Source organism: Rhizobium sp. IBUN (genome assembly GCF_000510625.1).
In the GTDB taxonomy this organism is placed as follows: domain Bacteria; phylum Pseudomonadota; class Alphaproteobacteria; order Rhizobiales; family Rhizobiaceae; genus Rhizobium; species Rhizobium altiplani.
Genome location: NZ_AZNV01000007.1, coordinates 180,596 through 195,750, shown reverse-complemented (window position 1 = coordinate 195,750; position 15,155 = coordinate 180,596). Strand labels below are relative to the sequence as shown.

11 protein-coding genes, 1 other RNA gene and 2 pseudogenes are annotated in these 15,155 nt (G+C 60.1%); 6 read left to right on the top strand and 8 right to left on the bottom strand.

The genetic code is table 11. From position 1 onward, the window contains the following. The 7 genes and pseudogenes from RHIBUN_RS33230 to RHIBUN_RS0109610 all read right to left on the bottom strand — a co-directional run. Window positions 1-194 (bottom strand): annotated as a pseudogene (locus RHIBUN_RS33230) (sugar ABC transporter permease); the annotation flags it as partial. Window positions 195-275: 81 nt separating this feature from the next. Beyond that, window positions 276-1,535, bottom strand: a complete 1,260-nt coding sequence (locus RHIBUN_RS0109640; protein ID WP_018117077.1) for an ABC transporter substrate-binding protein — start codon at window positions 1,533-1,535, stop codon at window positions 276-278. An 86-nt stretch (window positions 1,536-1,621) separates the two neighbouring features. Beyond that, the gene (locus RHIBUN_RS0109635; protein ID WP_198021138.1) at window positions 1,622-3,148 is read right to left on the bottom strand and encodes an aldehyde dehydrogenase family protein; all 1,527 of its coding nucleotides are present in this window, start codon (window positions 3,146-3,148) and stop codon (window positions 1,622-1,624) included. Continuing rightward, window positions 3,142-3,921, bottom strand: coding sequence for an enoyl-CoA hydratase/isomerase family protein (locus RHIBUN_RS0109630; RefSeq protein ID WP_025659417.1), 780 nt, complete (start codon window positions 3,919-3,921; stop codon window positions 3,142-3,144). Before RHIBUN_RS0109630 ends, RHIBUN_RS0109635 begins: the two co-directional genes overlap by 7 nt. Next, window positions 3,914-5,527, bottom strand: coding sequence for an acyl CoA:acetate/3-ketoacid CoA transferase (locus RHIBUN_RS0109625; protein WP_025659416.1), 1,614 nt, complete (start codon window positions 5,525-5,527; stop codon window positions 3,914-3,916). The genes RHIBUN_RS0109630 and RHIBUN_RS0109625 overlap by 8 nt, the downstream gene beginning before the upstream one ends. An 88-nt stretch (window positions 5,528-5,615) precedes the next feature. Continuing rightward, window positions 5,616-6,665 (bottom strand): LacI family DNA-binding transcriptional regulator, encoded by a 1,050-nt coding sequence (locus tag RHIBUN_RS0109615; RefSeq protein ID WP_025659415.1) that lies wholly within the window; start codon window positions 6,663-6,665, stop codon window positions 5,616-5,618. Between the two features lie 545 nt (window positions 6,666-7,210). After that, window positions 7,211-8,005 (bottom strand): thymidylate synthase, encoded by a 795-nt coding sequence (locus RHIBUN_RS0109610; RefSeq protein WP_025659414.1) that lies wholly within the window; start codon window positions 8,003-8,005, stop codon window positions 7,211-7,213. A gap of 467 nt (window positions 8,006-8,472) precedes the next feature. Between RHIBUN_RS0109610 and RHIBUN_RS37250 the strand changes: the two genes are divergently transcribed. From RHIBUN_RS37250 to RHIBUN_RS0109585, 6 genes and pseudogenes are all read left to right on the top strand, one after another. Further along, window positions 8,473-8,835, top strand: a complete 363-nt coding sequence (locus RHIBUN_RS37250) for a hypothetical protein (protein WP_245271651.1) — start codon at window positions 8,473-8,475, stop codon at window positions 8,833-8,835. Between the two features lie 15 nt (window positions 8,836-8,850). Continuing rightward, window positions 8,851-9,231, top strand: a pseudogene (locus RHIBUN_RS38015) (phospholipid methyltransferase); the annotation flags it as partial. Window positions 9,232-9,651: 420 nt separating this feature from the next. Continuing rightward, window positions 9,652-10,021, top strand: a transfer-messenger RNA (tmRNA) gene (ssrA, locus tag RHIBUN_RS35240). A 127-nt stretch (window positions 10,022-10,148) separates the two neighbouring features. After that, window positions 10,149-10,658 carry an SspB family protein gene (locus tag RHIBUN_RS0109595; RefSeq protein WP_018858372.1) on the top strand — a complete coding sequence of 170 codons (510 nt, stop codon included), beginning with the start codon at window positions 10,149-10,151 and terminating at the stop codon, window positions 10,656-10,658. A 50-nt stretch (window positions 10,659-10,708) separates the two neighbouring features. Further along, the gene (locus RHIBUN_RS0109590) at window positions 10,709-10,903 is read left to right on the top strand and encodes a DUF4169 family protein (protein ID WP_025659412.1); all 195 of its coding nucleotides are present in this window, start codon (window positions 10,709-10,711) and stop codon (window positions 10,901-10,903) included. A 97-nt stretch (window positions 10,904-11,000) separates the two neighbouring features. Continuing rightward, a complete protein-coding gene (locus RHIBUN_RS0109585) occupies window positions 11,001-11,219 on the top strand; it encodes a ribbon-helix-helix domain-containing protein (RefSeq protein ID WP_018858370.1) in 219 nt (72 codons plus the stop codon). Window positions 11,220-11,275: 56 nt separating this feature from the next. Here the strand turns inward: RHIBUN_RS0109585 and RHIBUN_RS0109580 are convergent, their stop codons facing one another. After that, entirely contained in the window at window positions 11,276-15,010 is a 3,735-nt protein-coding gene (locus tag RHIBUN_RS0109580; protein WP_025659411.1) for an AsmA-like C-terminal region-containing protein, read from the bottom strand. Between the last annotated feature and the right edge of the window lie 145 nt (window positions 15,011-15,155).

The window sequence follows — 15,155 nt, the reverse complement described above, 5'->3', positions numbered from 1 at the left end:
GACGGAAAGGTCTTGGAATTGGTGAAGGACAGATAGATCGTCCAGAGGATGAAGCCGTAGACGAACACAAGCGTGATGGCGAAACTCGGCGCGAGCACGATCTTCGGCAGCGCGTCCTGCAGGCGCGAGCGGATGGAAATGGGCGTTCCACGGTGCGGCGTGAGAACGGTTTTATCGGTAGCGATGGTGCTCATGGGGTCATCTCCTCCAACGAGATCGTCCGTGGCGGAATCTTCCCCGCCGACACCGGCGGGGAAGACCGTGGGAGGCCTTGATTACTTGGCGTCGTCGATGGCCTTGACGAGCTCTTCGACCGCCTGGTCGGAGGTCTTGATCTGGCCATGCACGAACTTCGAGACGACGTCCTTGTAGGCATTGGCAACCGCCGGAGGCGCGCCATAGCCCTGGGCCAGCGAGCCGTACAGCGTGCCGCCTTCATTGGCCTTCTTCAGGTCGGCGATACCCTTCTTGCCGCAGGCGTCGAAATCGGTATCCGGAACGTCGGTACGGGCCGGAACCGAGCCCTTGACGACGTTGAACGCCGACTGGAAGCTCTTCGACAGCGTTGCCTTGGCAAGCGCCACCTGTGCTGCCTTGCGGTCGTCAGGCACGTTGAACATGCCGAACATGTCGGAGTTGTAGATCACGCTGCCGTCGGTGCCCGGGAAGCGGTAGCACAGGAAGTCGGTGTTCGGTGTCTTCTTGGCGGCGACGAACTCGCCCTTGGCCCAGTCACCCATCACCTGCACGAGCGCATCGCCCTTGATGACCATGGCGGTCGCAAGGTTCCAGTCGCGTCCGGAGAAGTTCGGGTCGACGTACTGGACGATCTTCTGCAGGTTGTCGAACGACTTCTTCATCGTGTCCGACTTCAGCGACTCCTCGTCGAGGTCGTTCATCGCCTTCTTGTAGAACTCGGGGCCGCCCGTCGACAGCACGATCGAGTCGAACATCGTCGCTTCCTGCCAGTTCTGGCCGCCGAGCGCCAGCGGCGTCACGCCGGCAGCCTTCGCCTTGTCGAGCAGCGCGATCAGGTCGTCGAAGGTCTTCGGCTCGGTGCCGCCGATCTTGTCCATCACACCCTTGTTGATCCACAGCCAGTTGACCGAGTGGACGTTGACGGGGGCTGCGACCCACTTGCCGTCATAGACGGAGAACTTCTGCAGCGCCGCCGGAACCGCCTTGTCCCAGCCCTCGGCCTTCGCCGTCTCCGTCAGGTCCCCCATGACGCCGGCCTGGGCGTAGTCGAGAACGGTGTAGCCGAGCATCTGCGAGGCCGTCGGATACGTGCCGGCCGCAACCATCGCCTTCAGCGCCGTCATCGCCGCATCACCGCCACCGCCGGCAACCGGCACGTCCTTCCAGGCAAACCCCTCCTTCGACAGATCCTCCTTCAACACGTTCAAGGCCGCTGCCTCGCCGCCGGACGTCCACCAGTGCAGCATCTGCACTTCCTTCACATCCGCAGCCTTGGCAGCACCCAAGCCCGCAACACTCATCGTCACCAACGCTGTCGTCATCAAAAACTTGCGCATCGTTTCCTCCCGGTTTGCAAGTTCGAAGGTGCGGGACCATTCCCGCACCGATTACCCGCCCTCCTCGGGCGTAGTCTCGTTGCCGGTTATCCCAGCGTTTCCCTCTTCGGCATCCACCAGTTTGTCCGGGCGCCGATATGCATGTTGAGCGTCTTGGTCTCGGTGTAATCCTCCACCGCATGGCGGCCGAGTTCGCGGCCGAGGCCGGATTGCTTGTATCCTCCGAACGGCAGCTCGGAGGCGCCGTCCATGAAGGTGTTCATCCAGACCGTCCCTGCCCTGACCTTCCGACCGATCGTCAGGCAGGTGTCGAAGTCACGGCTCCAGACGCCAGCGGAAAGGCCGTAGTCTATGGAGTTGGCGATCGCGATCGCCTCACTGGTGGTTTCGAACGTGAGGACGGACAGCACCGGTCCGAAGACTTCCTCGCGCGCAACCGCCATGCCTGGCGTGACAGCTTCGAGGATCGTCGGCGCCATGTATTGCCCCATGCCCAAGTCGAGCTTTTCGCCGCCATGCGCCACCTGCGCACCGCTGCTCGTCGCACCGGCCACGTAACCGGCAATCTTTTCCAGATGCTGCGGTGTGATGATCGCGCCCACTTGCGTTGTCGGATCGAGCGGATCGCCAACCTTGACGTTTTTGGCGAGTTCGGCGACGCGCTTGACCACGTCGGAAGCGATGCTCTTGTGCAGGATAAGGCGCGAGCCCGCATTGCAGCACTCGCCGGCATTGAAATAGGCGCCGAAGACGGCCGCGTCGATGAACGCATCGAGATCCGCATCCGGGAATACAATCTGCGGGTTCTTGCCGCCCAGTTCCAGCGAGACCTTCTTCAGCGTCTGCGCGGCATTCGTCATGGTGAGCTTGCCGACGCCGGTTGAGCCGGTGAACGACACCATGTCGACCTCCGGATGGGACGTCATGATCGCGCCGACCTCTGGTCCCGTGCCGGTGACAATGTTGACGACGCCATCGGGCACGCCTGCTTCCTGAAGGATTTCGCCAAGAACCAGCGTCGAGCCCGAGGTCAGTTCGGATGGCTTGACGACCGTGGTGCAGCCCGCCGCCAACGCAAAGGGAAGCTTCTGGCCGACGATCAGGAAGGGGAAGTTCCAGGGAGTGATGATCGATACGACGCCGATCGCCTCACGCAGGACAACGCCCAGCGTGCCGTCTCCAAGCGTGTTGTAGCTTTCGCCATGAAGATCGCGGGCGAGCGCTGCTGCGTATCGCCAAATGTCGACCGAACCGGCGATTTCGCCGCGCACCTGGGAGATCGGCTTGCCGGCCTCGATCGCGTCCAGGTAGGCGAGTTCGTCCGCACGGGCTGAGATCAGGTGGGCAGCCTTGAGCAAGATGGCGGAACGTTCGGATGCCGTCATTCTGGGCCAGGGACCCGTGTCAAACGCCTTGCGGGCGGCTTTGATGGCGCGCTCGGCATCGGCTTTGCTTCCCGCCGGAAAGCGGCTCACGACGACGCCATGGCTTGGCGCCACGCGCTCGATCGGCTGGCCGGAGCCGGCCTCCCACTTGCCATCGACCAGCATCTTGAAGTCGCGGGCCTTGTGATCGCTAAGCGCCTTGGGAGTAACCAGAACCGTCATTACCATTCTCCTTTGAAGTGTGCAGGGCGTTTTTCGGTGAACGAAGCCACCCCCTCATTGAGATCGCCGGTCTTCGCAACGAGGATCGAGCCCAGCGCCTCGACGGCCGTGCCATTGTCCTCGCCGTTCGCGGAGGCAATCATCAGCTTGACCACTTCAAGTGCAGCCGGCCCCCTCATCGCGATGCGGGCCGCATATTCCTTGGCCGCTTCCACGGCATTACCGGTCGATGTCACCACATCGACGATGCCGAGCGTGCGGGCTTCCTCGGCGGTGAAGATCTCACCGCCCAGCGCCATGCGCCTGACCACCTGCGCGCCGAAGCGCTTCACAAGACGCTGCGTGCCCGACCAGCCGGGAACCATGCCGAGGCCTGTTTCCGGAAGTCCGATCTTGATGTGCTCTTCGCCAATGCGAATGTCGGCGACGCCGGCAAGCTCCAGCCCACCGCCGAGCGCATGGCCGTTCAAGGCCGCGATCAGAGGCATTCTGAGGGTCGCAAGTCTTTCGAAGATGCGATGTCCGTGGCGTACCCAGGCATGACCAAACTCCTGTGGCCGCATGCCGCCCCAGGCCTTGATGTCGCCGCCCGCTGAGAAGCCCTTGCCTTCGCCTGTCAGGATCGCCACACGAACGTCGCCGTTAGCCTCGACGTCATCGGCGGCATCTGCCAGCGCCTTGAGCATGTCGAGATCAAGCGCATTCAGCTTTTCCGGACGCGATACCGTCATGATCGCGATGTGATCTTCGACGTGGATCTTGACCGTGCCGCTAGCCATTGAACGTGCCCTCCAGGACGCGGGCGCTCTTCTTCGGTAGAGTCAGGCCGATGTTTGCTTCACCAAAGAGTTTCGCATCCATGACCTTGAGGTCCTCTGCTATGATGAGCGAGAACTCGGACTGATCGAGGATATGGGCCTGCAGGTCGACACCCGGCGCAATCTCCGTGAGAACAATGCCTTCAGGCGTCAGCTTCATCACGCATCGTTCGGTGACATAAGTGATGTCCTGGCCCTGCTCGATCGCCCGCTTGCCGGAGAAGGTGACATGCTCGACCTCGTTGACGAGCTTCTTCAACTTGCCTTCCTTCTCGATCACGAGCTTGCCGTCGACGATCGCGAGCTTTGCGCCGGCATTGAACATCCCCGAGAAGACGATCTTCTTCGCACGCGCCGTGATATCGACGAAGCCGCCGGCACCCGCGGTGACGTGGGGACGGAACGACAACTTCGAAACGTTCACCGAGCCATCACGGCCGATCTCGAGGAAGGAGAGCAACGAGGCGTCGAAGCCGGCGCCCTGGAAATAGGTGAACTGGTATGGCGAGGGCATATAGGCGTCGGCGTTGGATGCACAGCCGAACGCGAAGTCCAGCAACGGGACACCGCCGACGGCACCCTGTTCGATGACCCAGGTGACGGAGCCGTGCAGCCCTTCCTCAAGGAGGATGCGCGGCACGTTGGCGGAAATGCCGAAGCCCAGATTGACGCAGCTGCCTGCCTGCAACTCTTGGGCAACGCGGCGCGCGATGACCTTCTGGATGTTGAATTCCGGAACGCGGAAGCTCTCCAACGGGCGAAAAATCTCGCCTGAGATAGCCGGATCGTAGAGCGTCTGAGTGGTCTGCTTCTGGTCCGGATCGACGATCACGTAATCGACGAGCATACCGGGGACGCGCACGTCATGCGGCTTCAGCGAACCTTCCTTGGTGATCCGCTTGACCTGAGCGATGACGATGCCGCCATTGTTGCGGGCAGCAAGCGCCTGGTCGAGACCGCCGAGATAGGCACCCTCGTGTTCATAAGTCAGGTTGCCGCGCTCGTCCGCGGTCGTCGCGCGGATGATGACGACCTGCGGCACGATCGACGGGAAGAACAGGTAGTCGTCGCCTTCGAACGAGACGCGCTTGACCACCGGGTCCTGGGCAGCGAGGTCGTTCATAGCGCAACCCTGCCTCTTTGAATCCACGAACGTGTCGATGCCCACCTTTGTCAGGACACCCGGGCGTTTGGCGGCAGCCTCCCGGTGAATATCGAACATGATGCCCGAGGGAATGTTGTAGGCCGGAATTTCGTTGTTCGTGATCATTTGCCAGATCAGCGGCGGCTCCGCGCTGGATGGTCCCGACGGATAGGAGCCGCCGATGATACGTTTGAGCAGGCCCTTCTTGGCGATATAGTCCACACCCCTGATACCGCTCATGTCGCCTGCCGCGATGGGATGCAGCGTCGTGATATCGCGCGGATGACCGGTGCTATCGAAGCGCTCGCCGATCGCCTTCAGCATCAGGTCGGGGCAACCGAGGCCGCTCGACGACGATACGGAGACAACCGCTCCGTCGGGGATCAGTGCTGCGGCTTCCGTCGGGGTAATGTGCTTGCTCATCTGATTACTCAAAGCCCTGTTTCGATTTTCACGGCCGAGCCGCTTTTCGCCGCCTCGACAACGGCGGGACCCGTCGCCAGCGACCAACTCATGCCTGCCTCCTGTTGGAACCGCCTGCCAGGTTTGCTCCACAGGTCTCCCGGACCACGAGCCGGACAGAGGAGACGATTGACTCCGCTTCCGCCCTACCCGCGCTGATCTGCTTCAGAAGCAGTTGCGCGGCGCGCCGGCCCATTCCCTGCGGATCCACCGAGATCGTCGTCAGCGCCGGAACGGCGGCTTTTGCCTCGATGACGTCATCGAAGCCGACCACTGCAAAGTCACGTCCAGGCTCGAGGCGCTGGGCGCGAAGCCCGTCGCACACACCGAACGCGACTGCGTCGTTGAAACACACAGCGGCAGTGGGAGCGGCAGCGATTGCCAGCGCTCGGCCGATCGCATCGACACCACCAGCTCTCGAGGGGGCGGAAGGCAGGATAAGATCTTCGTCAAGCTCAAGGCCGCAAGCCGCTATTGCGCCGCGATAGCCGTCGATGCGCTCGTCGAAAACCGCCGTATCACTAAAGCCGCCGATGAATGCGATCCGGCGGTGGCCAAGCGAAGCGAGATGCTGCACGCCAGCAGATATTCCCTCGCGATTGTCCGAAACGACGGACGAGACCTTAGCTCCCGGAACGTTGCGGACAGCCACGACGACGGGAATGCCAGCTGCGACCAGCGGCTTCAGGTCAGCGGCTTCGGTCGCACGGGCGGGCGACATGATCAGCCCTGAAATCCCATGCTCGCGCATGGAGGCGATAACTTCCCGCTGTCGGTCCAAACTCTCGCTGGTATTGGACAGGAACTGGACGAATCCCGCGGACTGGACGACCATGTCCACACCAACGGCGAGTTCCGCGAAGAACCCATTGGTCAGATCGTTGACGACCACACCGATAATTTTCGACTTCGAACCGGATTGGCGCAGATTGGCGGCTCCGCGATTGTACACGTAGCCAAGCTCGCGCATCACCGCGTTGACCTTCGCTCTCGTGCCGTCGTTCACCAGGGACGATCCTTGCAAGACAAGCGAAACGGTCGACTTGGAGACGCCCGCCGCCTTCGCAATATCGATGACGGTAACCCGCCCTTTTGTCATGAGATCCTCCAAAGGCCTCAGCCACGGTGCCCAAATACTTGGAACGTTCCAATTTTGTCAAGTGGCAATTCCGCATTTCTTGTCGGAACAGCAGTCGCCGTACAGGAATTACGCCTCTGCGATTCGGAATATCTAAGCCACGGAAAATACATCAATATCTTCTACAGCACTTGCTTATTCGCAAGAAATTGGGTCGGTGTCGATCTAGAATATTTTGGAACGATCTAAGCTAAACCAACCGAAGGTCGCGCATCAACGCTCCCCGCTGCTGAGCAAAAGTCACGGACATGTAGTGTCGGTAGGCTGGGCAGGAAACCGGCCCAGACGGTCTTTTGGATCTCCGCGCTGAGTCCCTTTACGCTGCGCGACCACTTGGCCCGCCGCTACCAAGCGCGACTGGCCAGCAGTCAGTCGCCAGCGATGAAGCCACCTATGGCATGCGTCAAAAATCCATGGTGAGATCGGCCGCTGGTAGGCCTGAGCTCGTGGAAGCCGTGATAGACAGCGCTGCGCCAACCGGAACTCGCCGCGTCAGAACTCCCCGATCAAACCGCGATCGGCGCCTTGATGCTGGCGTCGGCTTCGTAGCCGACCAGCTCGAAATCATCGAACTTGAACCCGAAGATGTCCTTCACGTCGGGGTTGATCCGCATGAACGGCAATGGCTTTGGCGTGCGCGTCAGCTGCAGCTTCGCCTGCTCGAAGTGGTTGTGATACAGATGCGCATCGCCGAGCGTGTGCACGAAATCGCCGAGCTTCAGGCCCGTTACCTGCGCCACCATCATTGTCAGCAGGGCATACGAGGCAATGTTGAAGGGTACGCCAAGGAAGATGTCGGCCGAACGCTGATAGAGCTGACAGGACAGCTTCCCGTCGGCGACATAGAACTGGAACAGGCAATGGCAAGGTGGCAACGCCATGTCATCCACCTCGGCAGGGTTCCATGCCGAAACGATATGCCGGCGTGAATTCGGGTTCTTGACGATGCCCGAAACGAGATTGGAAATCTGGTCGATATGGCCGCCATCGGGAGCAGGCCAGGAACGCCACTGAGCGCCGTAGACCGGCCCGAGGTCGCCGTTTTCGTCGGCCCACTCGTCCCAGATCGAGACTCCATTGTCCTTGAGGTAGCCGATATTGGTGTCGCCGCGAAGAAACCAGAGAAGCTCGTGGATGATGGAACGCAGATGCAGCTTCTTCGTCGTCAGGACAGGAAAGCCTTCCTGAAGATCGAACCGCATCTGATAGCCGAACACCGAGCGTGTGCCGGTGCCCGTTCGATCGCCACGATCGGCTCCGTGTTCCATGACATGCTTCAAGAGATCGAGATACTGCTTCATCGTCCGCCGCCGATTCCGTTCCGTACCTATTTAGGCGTTTTGCCCGTCGAAACCAATCATAGTGCGGCTATTATCCCGGCAATTCTCCGCGATACCTGCGAGACGCCCGGAGGCGCTATCAGGCTACCGTCAGGTTCGCATGTCTCCCTATGGTTAGCGCGGGGGCGCTCCACGGGGTTTCAGCACTGTCAGTATATTAGCGGCAATTCACGCCGCTTTCCTTTGGGGCCAAGCGCATTTTTTGGGGGAGGCGCAGGACTTAGCCGTGCCGAACACCAACCTTTACGATATCGGCTGTTCGACGGCGACGACATTGCTCACGCTCGACCGAATGATCGATCCGAACGTCAATTTCATTGGCGTCGACAATGCCCCTGACACGCTGGAAAAGGCGGCACAGAAAATCGAGCATGCAGACGCGCGGCGCCCGATCGACTTGAAAGTCGTCGATCCACCAGGGTCTTCACATGGAGAACGCCAGCATCGTCACCATGCTTCTGACGCTACAATTCATTCGCCCACTGTTTCGCGAGCGCGTAATGAGGATGATCTTCTCCGGCCTGAACGATCAGGGCTGCCTGCTCCTCGTTGAGAAATTGACCAGCGAGGATACGGCCTTCAACCGGCTGTTCATCCAGCACTATTACGACTTCAAGCGAGGAAACGGCTACTCCGAAATCGAGATCGCCCAGAAGCGCGAAGCGCTTGAAAATGTGCTCATCCCCTATCGTCTGGAGGAGAACATGCAGCTTCTGAAAGAGGTCGGCTTCCGCAGTGTCGAGGTCTTTTTCCGCTGGTGCAATTTCTGCGGCATCGTGGCCGTCAAGTGAGGCTGGGCGCAAAAAATGAAAGCAGCCATGATTCATATCGGGAACCTCTTCTTCAAATATCGCAATCAGGCGTTCCCGCTCATAATTGTCACCTTGTTTCTGATGACGCTACCGCCCTCGGAAATCGGGGGAAGCGTTACGGCGGAGCGCGTTAAAGACGTAGTTGCGCTTCTGATCCTGCTTGCCGGCCTGGCTTTGCGCGCAACAGTGATCGGCTATGCCTATATTCAGCGAGGCGGCCTGAAGAAGCGTGTCTACGCCGCCGATCTCGTGACCGAGGGGATGTTCGGCGTCTGCCGCAACCCGCTCTTTGTCGGGAACATGCTGATCTATGCAGCCGTGTTCTTGCTGCATGGAAATCCAATGGTCGTAGTTGTCGGCATAGCGCTCTTCATGCTCATCTACCAATGCATCGTCCACGCCGAGGAAGCATTTCTCGAAAACAAGTTTGGCGACGCCTATCGAGCCTACTGTGCCGACGTTCCGCGCTGGATGCTTCGCTTTGGCAATTTCGCGCCGGCGACGCATGGGATGGTGTTCAATGCGAAGCGCGTCATCGCGAAGGACTATTCGACGGTTTCCGCCGCCCTTCTGGCCGTTCTCCTGATCGAGATCTACCGGGTCGCCGGCGCAGCCAATGCGCTGTCTCTCCCCTACCTCTCTCTTCTTGTCTTCTTCGTCGCCGTCGTGGGCGCTGCCACCGGTATGGTGAGTCTGCTCAAGAAGCGCGGTGTCTTCAATGAGGCAACGGCCGCCTGCAGAGCACGGGCGAAGTTCCTGCAGTCCCGCTCACTACGAAACGGTTTTGTGACAACACCTCTTCCCAACCGAGGCGGAAAACACTATATCAGCCATGCCGGTCCTCGGGCCGGCTATGGCGATAAATGAGCGGTGTAATAAACCTATTGGACCCGGGGGCGGTACCCGGCGCCTCCACCAAAAACCGGCGGGCTTGCAACAAGATGGCCGGCTTTTGATGGGGGCGAAACAGGATCGACAAGGGTGTAAAGATCGTCTTTTTGCTCGGCATTGTACCGCCGTTATCGGGCTAAAATTGTAGTTGCAAACGACAACTATGCGGAAGCTCGTCTCGCTGCTTAATCGCGGTGTGACACTTCAAATAAAGCCCTAGTGGTTCGCACCTCTAGGCGGGGTCCGAAGGCACCTGGCAACAGAAGCCTTCACCTTCTCCCTTGCGCGCAAATCATGTATGGTTTGGTCAAGCATGACTCGGCTCAGGCCTTTTCCAGGGCGTCTTGGCATGCCATACAGCCTTGGGAAACGAGTCCGAACCAAAAGAAAGACAGGAAAGCATGGGGCAGGATCACATCCGTTACGACATTCTGGCACAGGACGCACTGCGTGGCGTCATCCGCAAGGTTTTGTCTGAAGTTGCCGCGACGGGCCGCCTGCCGGGCGAGCATCATTTCTTCATTACCTTTCTGACCGGCGCCCCTGGTGTTCGCATCTCGCAGCACCTGAAGGCGAAGTATCCGGAACAGATGACTATCGTCATCCAGCACCAGTTCTGGGAACTGAAGATCACGGAGACCACTTTCGAGATCGGCCTTTCCTTCTCTGATGTTCCGGAAAAGCTCTTCATTCCGTTCAACGCCATCCGCGGCTTCTATGACCCGTCCGTGAACTTCGAGCTGGAATTCGACGTGCCTCTCGCTGACAGCGAAGAGCTTCCCGCCGCTGAAATCACCGCCTATCCGGTTGCGTCCGAGAAGTCCGAGGAAACGCCCGCCGCCAAAGCCGATGGCGAGGAAAAGAAACCCGGCTCGGTCGTCTCGCTCGACGCCTTCCGAAAGAAGCAGTAAAACCAAGGGAAGCAACTGCTTCCCTTTTTCAATTCCGATCGAGGCCAACCGTGACCGCCGAAGTCGTCAATCTCCGCCAGTTCAAAAAGAAACAGGCCCGCGCCGACAAGGCGAAGCAGGCGGAGCAAAACCGTATCTCCTTTGGCCGCACCAAGGCCGAGAAGCAGCTGACGAAGGCGCTCAATGAGAAGGCCGAACGCTCTCATCAGCAAGGCCGGATAGAGAAATCTGAAGACGACAAATGAGCGCCCCGAGAAACGCAAAAGATTCCGGGATCAATCAGTTGGCAGGCTTTCTGGAGTCAACGTGTCAGCGGCTCGAACCGAATTCTGAAGCCTTGCGATGATCCGCAAGCACTCGGCTACTCTACACGGACACCGCACCAGCTTCTCGTTGGAAGACGAGTTCTGGACCGAGTTGAACATAATCGCCAAAGCGCGCGCCATCCCACTCGCAGCCTTGATTTCCGACATAGACGATCAGCGACAGCCGGAGAGCAACCTCTCGTCAGCGCTGCGCGTCTATGTCCTTCATTGGCTGAAATCCGAGAGCGCGGGCTAGTTCGCCTCGAAGGCTACCGCGCGTGAGGATGCCCACATACCGCGATCGCAAACACACTACTGCGGCACCTGCACGCCCGGCAACCCCGGCACCGTTTCGAAATTGAGTGAGTTCTCCGGGGGCACGGTAAGCTGCTCCTGTGCCCGTCGCGCCGCCTCTGCGGCCGCTTTTGCGTCCTCCGCCGCCTTTGCCTTGGCGCGCGCTTCGGCTTCAGCGTCAGCCTTTGCTTTCGCTTCCGCTGCCTGCCTATCGCGCTCGGCCTGCGCGGCCAAAGCTCTCAGGCGCTGCTCTTCCGCCTGCCGTTGCGCCTCGAAGGCTGCGGCCTTCTGGCGCTCGATATCGTTGAACTTGTAGAGAGCAACTTCACGGCGCAGTCGCTGCTTCTCCAGTACGTTGGACTGCAGGCGCTCGACGCGCCGGCGTTCGCGCTCGTAGGCGCGCAACGACAGGAAGCCGGTGATGTCCGTGACATCAATGGTTCGCCCAGGCGACGCGAGCAGTCCCGAAAAGTCGAGTCGTACCGCAGGCTCCGCACCGGGAAGCACCTCGCCACCCGGATTCAGTGCAATGTTGAGCGACGCATTGATGCGCTCCTGTGGCAGGTCGATCTGGCCGTTGCCGACGAGCTTTGCCTGGTCGGTCGTCACGCTGACGTTCTGAAAGCGCAGAACCCCATCCGTCACGTTGAACGGAATCGCAGTCGGCGGCAGCTTCGCTTCGCCGTTGTTGAGCAAGGTCTCGACGATCGGATGAACCTTGCCGGCATTCAGCTGATCCTGCATCGGATCGGTGGCGGCCAGTAATGGCGCCAGCATGCCGAGATTGAGACCACGTACGCTGATATCGCCAAGCCGAAGCTCGCCGGAGCCGTTCAAAGAACCAGCGATATCCTTCATGGACTTGCCGGAAGCCTCCATGGAGAGCCCAAGCCCGAACTTGCCGTTGGCGACCGGCGCGCCATCCCGGGGCCACACGACACCGGCCAAATCCGCATCTGCCAGCGCCAGTTGCGTCTGGAAGAAGCCCGTACCGTCAGCATTGGTAAACAGCAGGCTGCCGTTGACGGTGCCGCCATCCCAACCGCCCTTGATGTCGTTCAGCTGCAGTTCGTCGCCCTTGTAGGCCACGTTTGACGTGAAATCCGAAATCGCGCCGGACCAGCCAGGCCAGAATTGCTTGGCGGAGAGCTTGAGGTTGACGTCCAAATCCTTGAAGATCGGCAAGCCCAGCGCGCCGGCCGACAGGTCGCCGGTCGCCGCATCCGTCATAGGTCCGTAAACAGCTTCCCCTAGCCAGGTGGCATCGGCCTTGGATAGCGCCAATTCGCCCGTCGCCGTGGTCTTTTCCGCTTTACGGTCGACGGTCAGGGCGCCGCTGAACTCGTTGTCGGCGGCATGTCCTGCGATATCCGCAAAGGAAATCTTGTCGCCATCGATGGTCGCGTTCGTTGTCAGCTTGAACGGCAGGCCCGTACCCATTTGCGGCACAGCGATGCCGTTCATGACAAGATACGGATCAAGATCGGCACTCTCCAGGGATACTGCAAGCTGTCCGTTCATGAAGGCCTGCGGGCGAACGTCCACCTTGCCGCCAGCCGTAAACGATGTGCGGTCGGTGGCAAATGTCAGCTGGGCGTCGGCAGGATCCGTTCCTTCTGCCTGCACCTTCAGGGTCAGGCGTCCATTGGCGTCGGCCTCGACCGGCAACGGATCAAGACCCGCCTGCCCAAACAGGATCGAGGTGACGCTGTTCTCAAGCGTCGCCTCAAGGCTCGTTGTGCCCTTACCCGTCAGCGCCAGAAGATCCGACATGCGGTAGTCGAGGTTGACACGACTGCCGTTGGTCACCCCCGCCAATGTCAGGGTCAGGCCGTCGCCCTCGTCGCCTCCGAGAGTCAAAGCTCCGCGCAGTGCGGTATTCGTGTACCACGCGGCATTGCGCACAAGCCTATCCATGACCGGATGCTGCGGCAGATGCTGCTTGAGCATTGTGAAGAATGAGCCCGGATCCGCCGATTTGAAGGTGATTTCCCCAGAGCCCTTGTAATCGAGCAGCGATCCCTCGGCGCGACCGGTCGCAGTCACTTCGGCACCCGCCAGGTTCTTGATAGAAAGCTTGTCGACCGCGAGAGCCCCATCGGCAATTGCAAAGCTCGCCTCGACATCGCCCGCTTCGACGCCGAAGGCTGTAAACTTGTCGGCCTTGAGCCGTGCAGTGATCTTGTGATCGAGTACGTTGTCGCCGCCATCCTGGCCGGTGAACAGCCCTGTCAGCGCACGCAGTGCATCCAGATCGAGTGCGTCGCCGGCAAGCGCGACATCAAGCGTCGGTACCTGGTTGGCCAACGCCTGTCGGTCCATCCGACCCTTCAACGTGGCCTGTCCAACGGCGATTTCCAGGTTGTTGAACGTCTGCCGGTCATGCGTGAGGCTGACATCAGCGGAGAAGCCCGCCTGCCGCAGTTGCCGGATCGCCGGATCGACTGAGCCGGAAAGCCATGCCGCAAGGCCCGTGGGCTGATTGGAGGCCACCGTGATCTGCCCAACGAACGATGCTTGCCCCTGCAAATTGAGCTTGCCCTGGCCTTCCACCTGTGTGCGTCCCGGAAGCGTGCCGACCACGTTGTCGATGATCCAGCCCTTGCCAGCGGGTTGCACATCGAGCTGGATATCGCGGATTGTCGTGTCGCCGGCGACGATCGCCGGCAACCGAACTGTTGCCTTACCCGGCACCTGCGGTACAGGCACTTGCGAAACGATCTGAATCAGCGCGTTCAGGCGCTGCCGCGCCGATAGGCCGGGATCGCGCGTCGTCTTGCCATTCGCACCCTGATTGCCGATGCGATTGACGTCGATCTGCTGGCCGTTCGCAATCAGCAGGAATTGCGGCTGACTTCCGGTGTCCAGGGTCGCCTCGCCCGTGACCACATAGGGATCATCGGTGGCTCCGATCTCGAGACGGTATTCCGGTATACGAATGCTCTCGTTCGTAAGCTCGAACTTGCCTTTCAGTCGCGGAGGAACATCGGTCTTGTCGGCCGCCTTGGCGTTCCGGCTCTCGATCGATGCAGATATCGCTCCCTGATAGTTCGGCCTGCGGTCGACAAGTTTCAACTCGCCATCGAGATCGACCATCACCGGTTGCTTGTCGGGCTGCAGTCGCGTGCGCATCCGCAGGATCCCGTTCTCATCAGGCTGATTGCTGGCGATCATGAAACTCCCATGTGCGCCATCCAGCGCCGCATCGCCTTCGATCCTCCACGGACCGGCAAGCGACTTAGCCGACATTTCGGCGTTCAGTCCTGTGATGCGGCGCGACCGCCCTGACTGGTCGTCAATGAACTGAATATCGCCGCCAGTAACGTGGACGTTTTCGAGAACAACCGTCTTGGCCGGAATTTCGGGTTGGCTGCCACGGGTCCAATCGAGCGTGCCATCCTTCAAGAGGCGCAGCTTCACCCGCGGATTGACCACGCGCATGTCGAAGATCAACGCCTCGCCGGAAAGGAAAGGCGCGAGTTCAGCATCCATGGAGAACTGCTCGATCTGCACGATCGGCGACCCGTCGACCTCCTGTCCAACGCGTACATCATGCAGCGTCACCGAAGGGAACGGCAGGAGGCGCGCGTCCACCGCTCCGTGCACGACGACCTTTTTGCCGATAATCCGGCTCGCCTGATCCTCAAAATTCTTTCGGAAATCGGTCCAATCGATAAACAGCGGTGCCAGCAGCGCTACGAACAGCGCCACCACAATCACTCCGCCCAAAAAGACGAGGAACCGGCCTACCAACTCAACTATTCTCCATTCGGGAATCCATCGCGGACACTAGAGCATGATCCCGAAAGCTGTGAAGCAGCTTTCGGGCAACATCATGCCCTATTTAATTGATTTGGAGATGAATTCGCCTCATCGCCAGTCAATCTTCCGTAGCGTC

Coding starts and splice junctions, on each gene's coding strand:
- RHIBUN_RS37250 (WP_245271651.1), top strand. CDS start 8,473: ATGGAGAACGCCAGCATCGTCACCATGCTTCTGACGCTACAATTCATT.
- RHIBUN_RS0109610 (WP_025659414.1), bottom strand. CDS start 8,005: ATGAAGCAGTATCTCGATCTCTTGAAGCATGTCATGGAACACGGAGCC.
- RHIBUN_RS0109640 (WP_018117077.1), bottom strand. CDS start 1,535: ATGCGCAAGTTTTTGATGACGACAGCGTTGGTGACGATGAGTGTTGCG.
- RHIBUN_RS0109595 (WP_018858372.1), top strand. CDS start 10,149: ATGGGGCAGGATCACATCCGTTACGACATTCTGGCACAGGACGCACTG.
- RHIBUN_RS0109635 (WP_198021138.1), bottom strand. CDS start 3,148: ATGGTAATGACGGTTCTGGTTACTCCCAAGGCGCTTAGCGATCACAAG.
- RHIBUN_RS0109615 (WP_025659415.1), bottom strand. CDS start 6,665: ATGACAAAAGGGCGGGTTACCGTCATCGATATTGCGAAGGCGGCGGGC.
- RHIBUN_RS0109585 (WP_018858370.1), top strand. CDS start 11,001: ATGATCCGCAAGCACTCGGCTACTCTACACGGACACCGCACCAGCTTC.
- RHIBUN_RS0109625 (WP_025659416.1), bottom strand. CDS start 5,527: ATGAGCAAGCACATTACCCCGACGGAAGCCGCAGCACTGATCCCCGAC.
- RHIBUN_RS0109630 (WP_025659417.1), bottom strand. CDS start 3,921: ATGGCTAGCGGCACGGTCAAGATCCACGTCGAAGATCACATCGCGATC.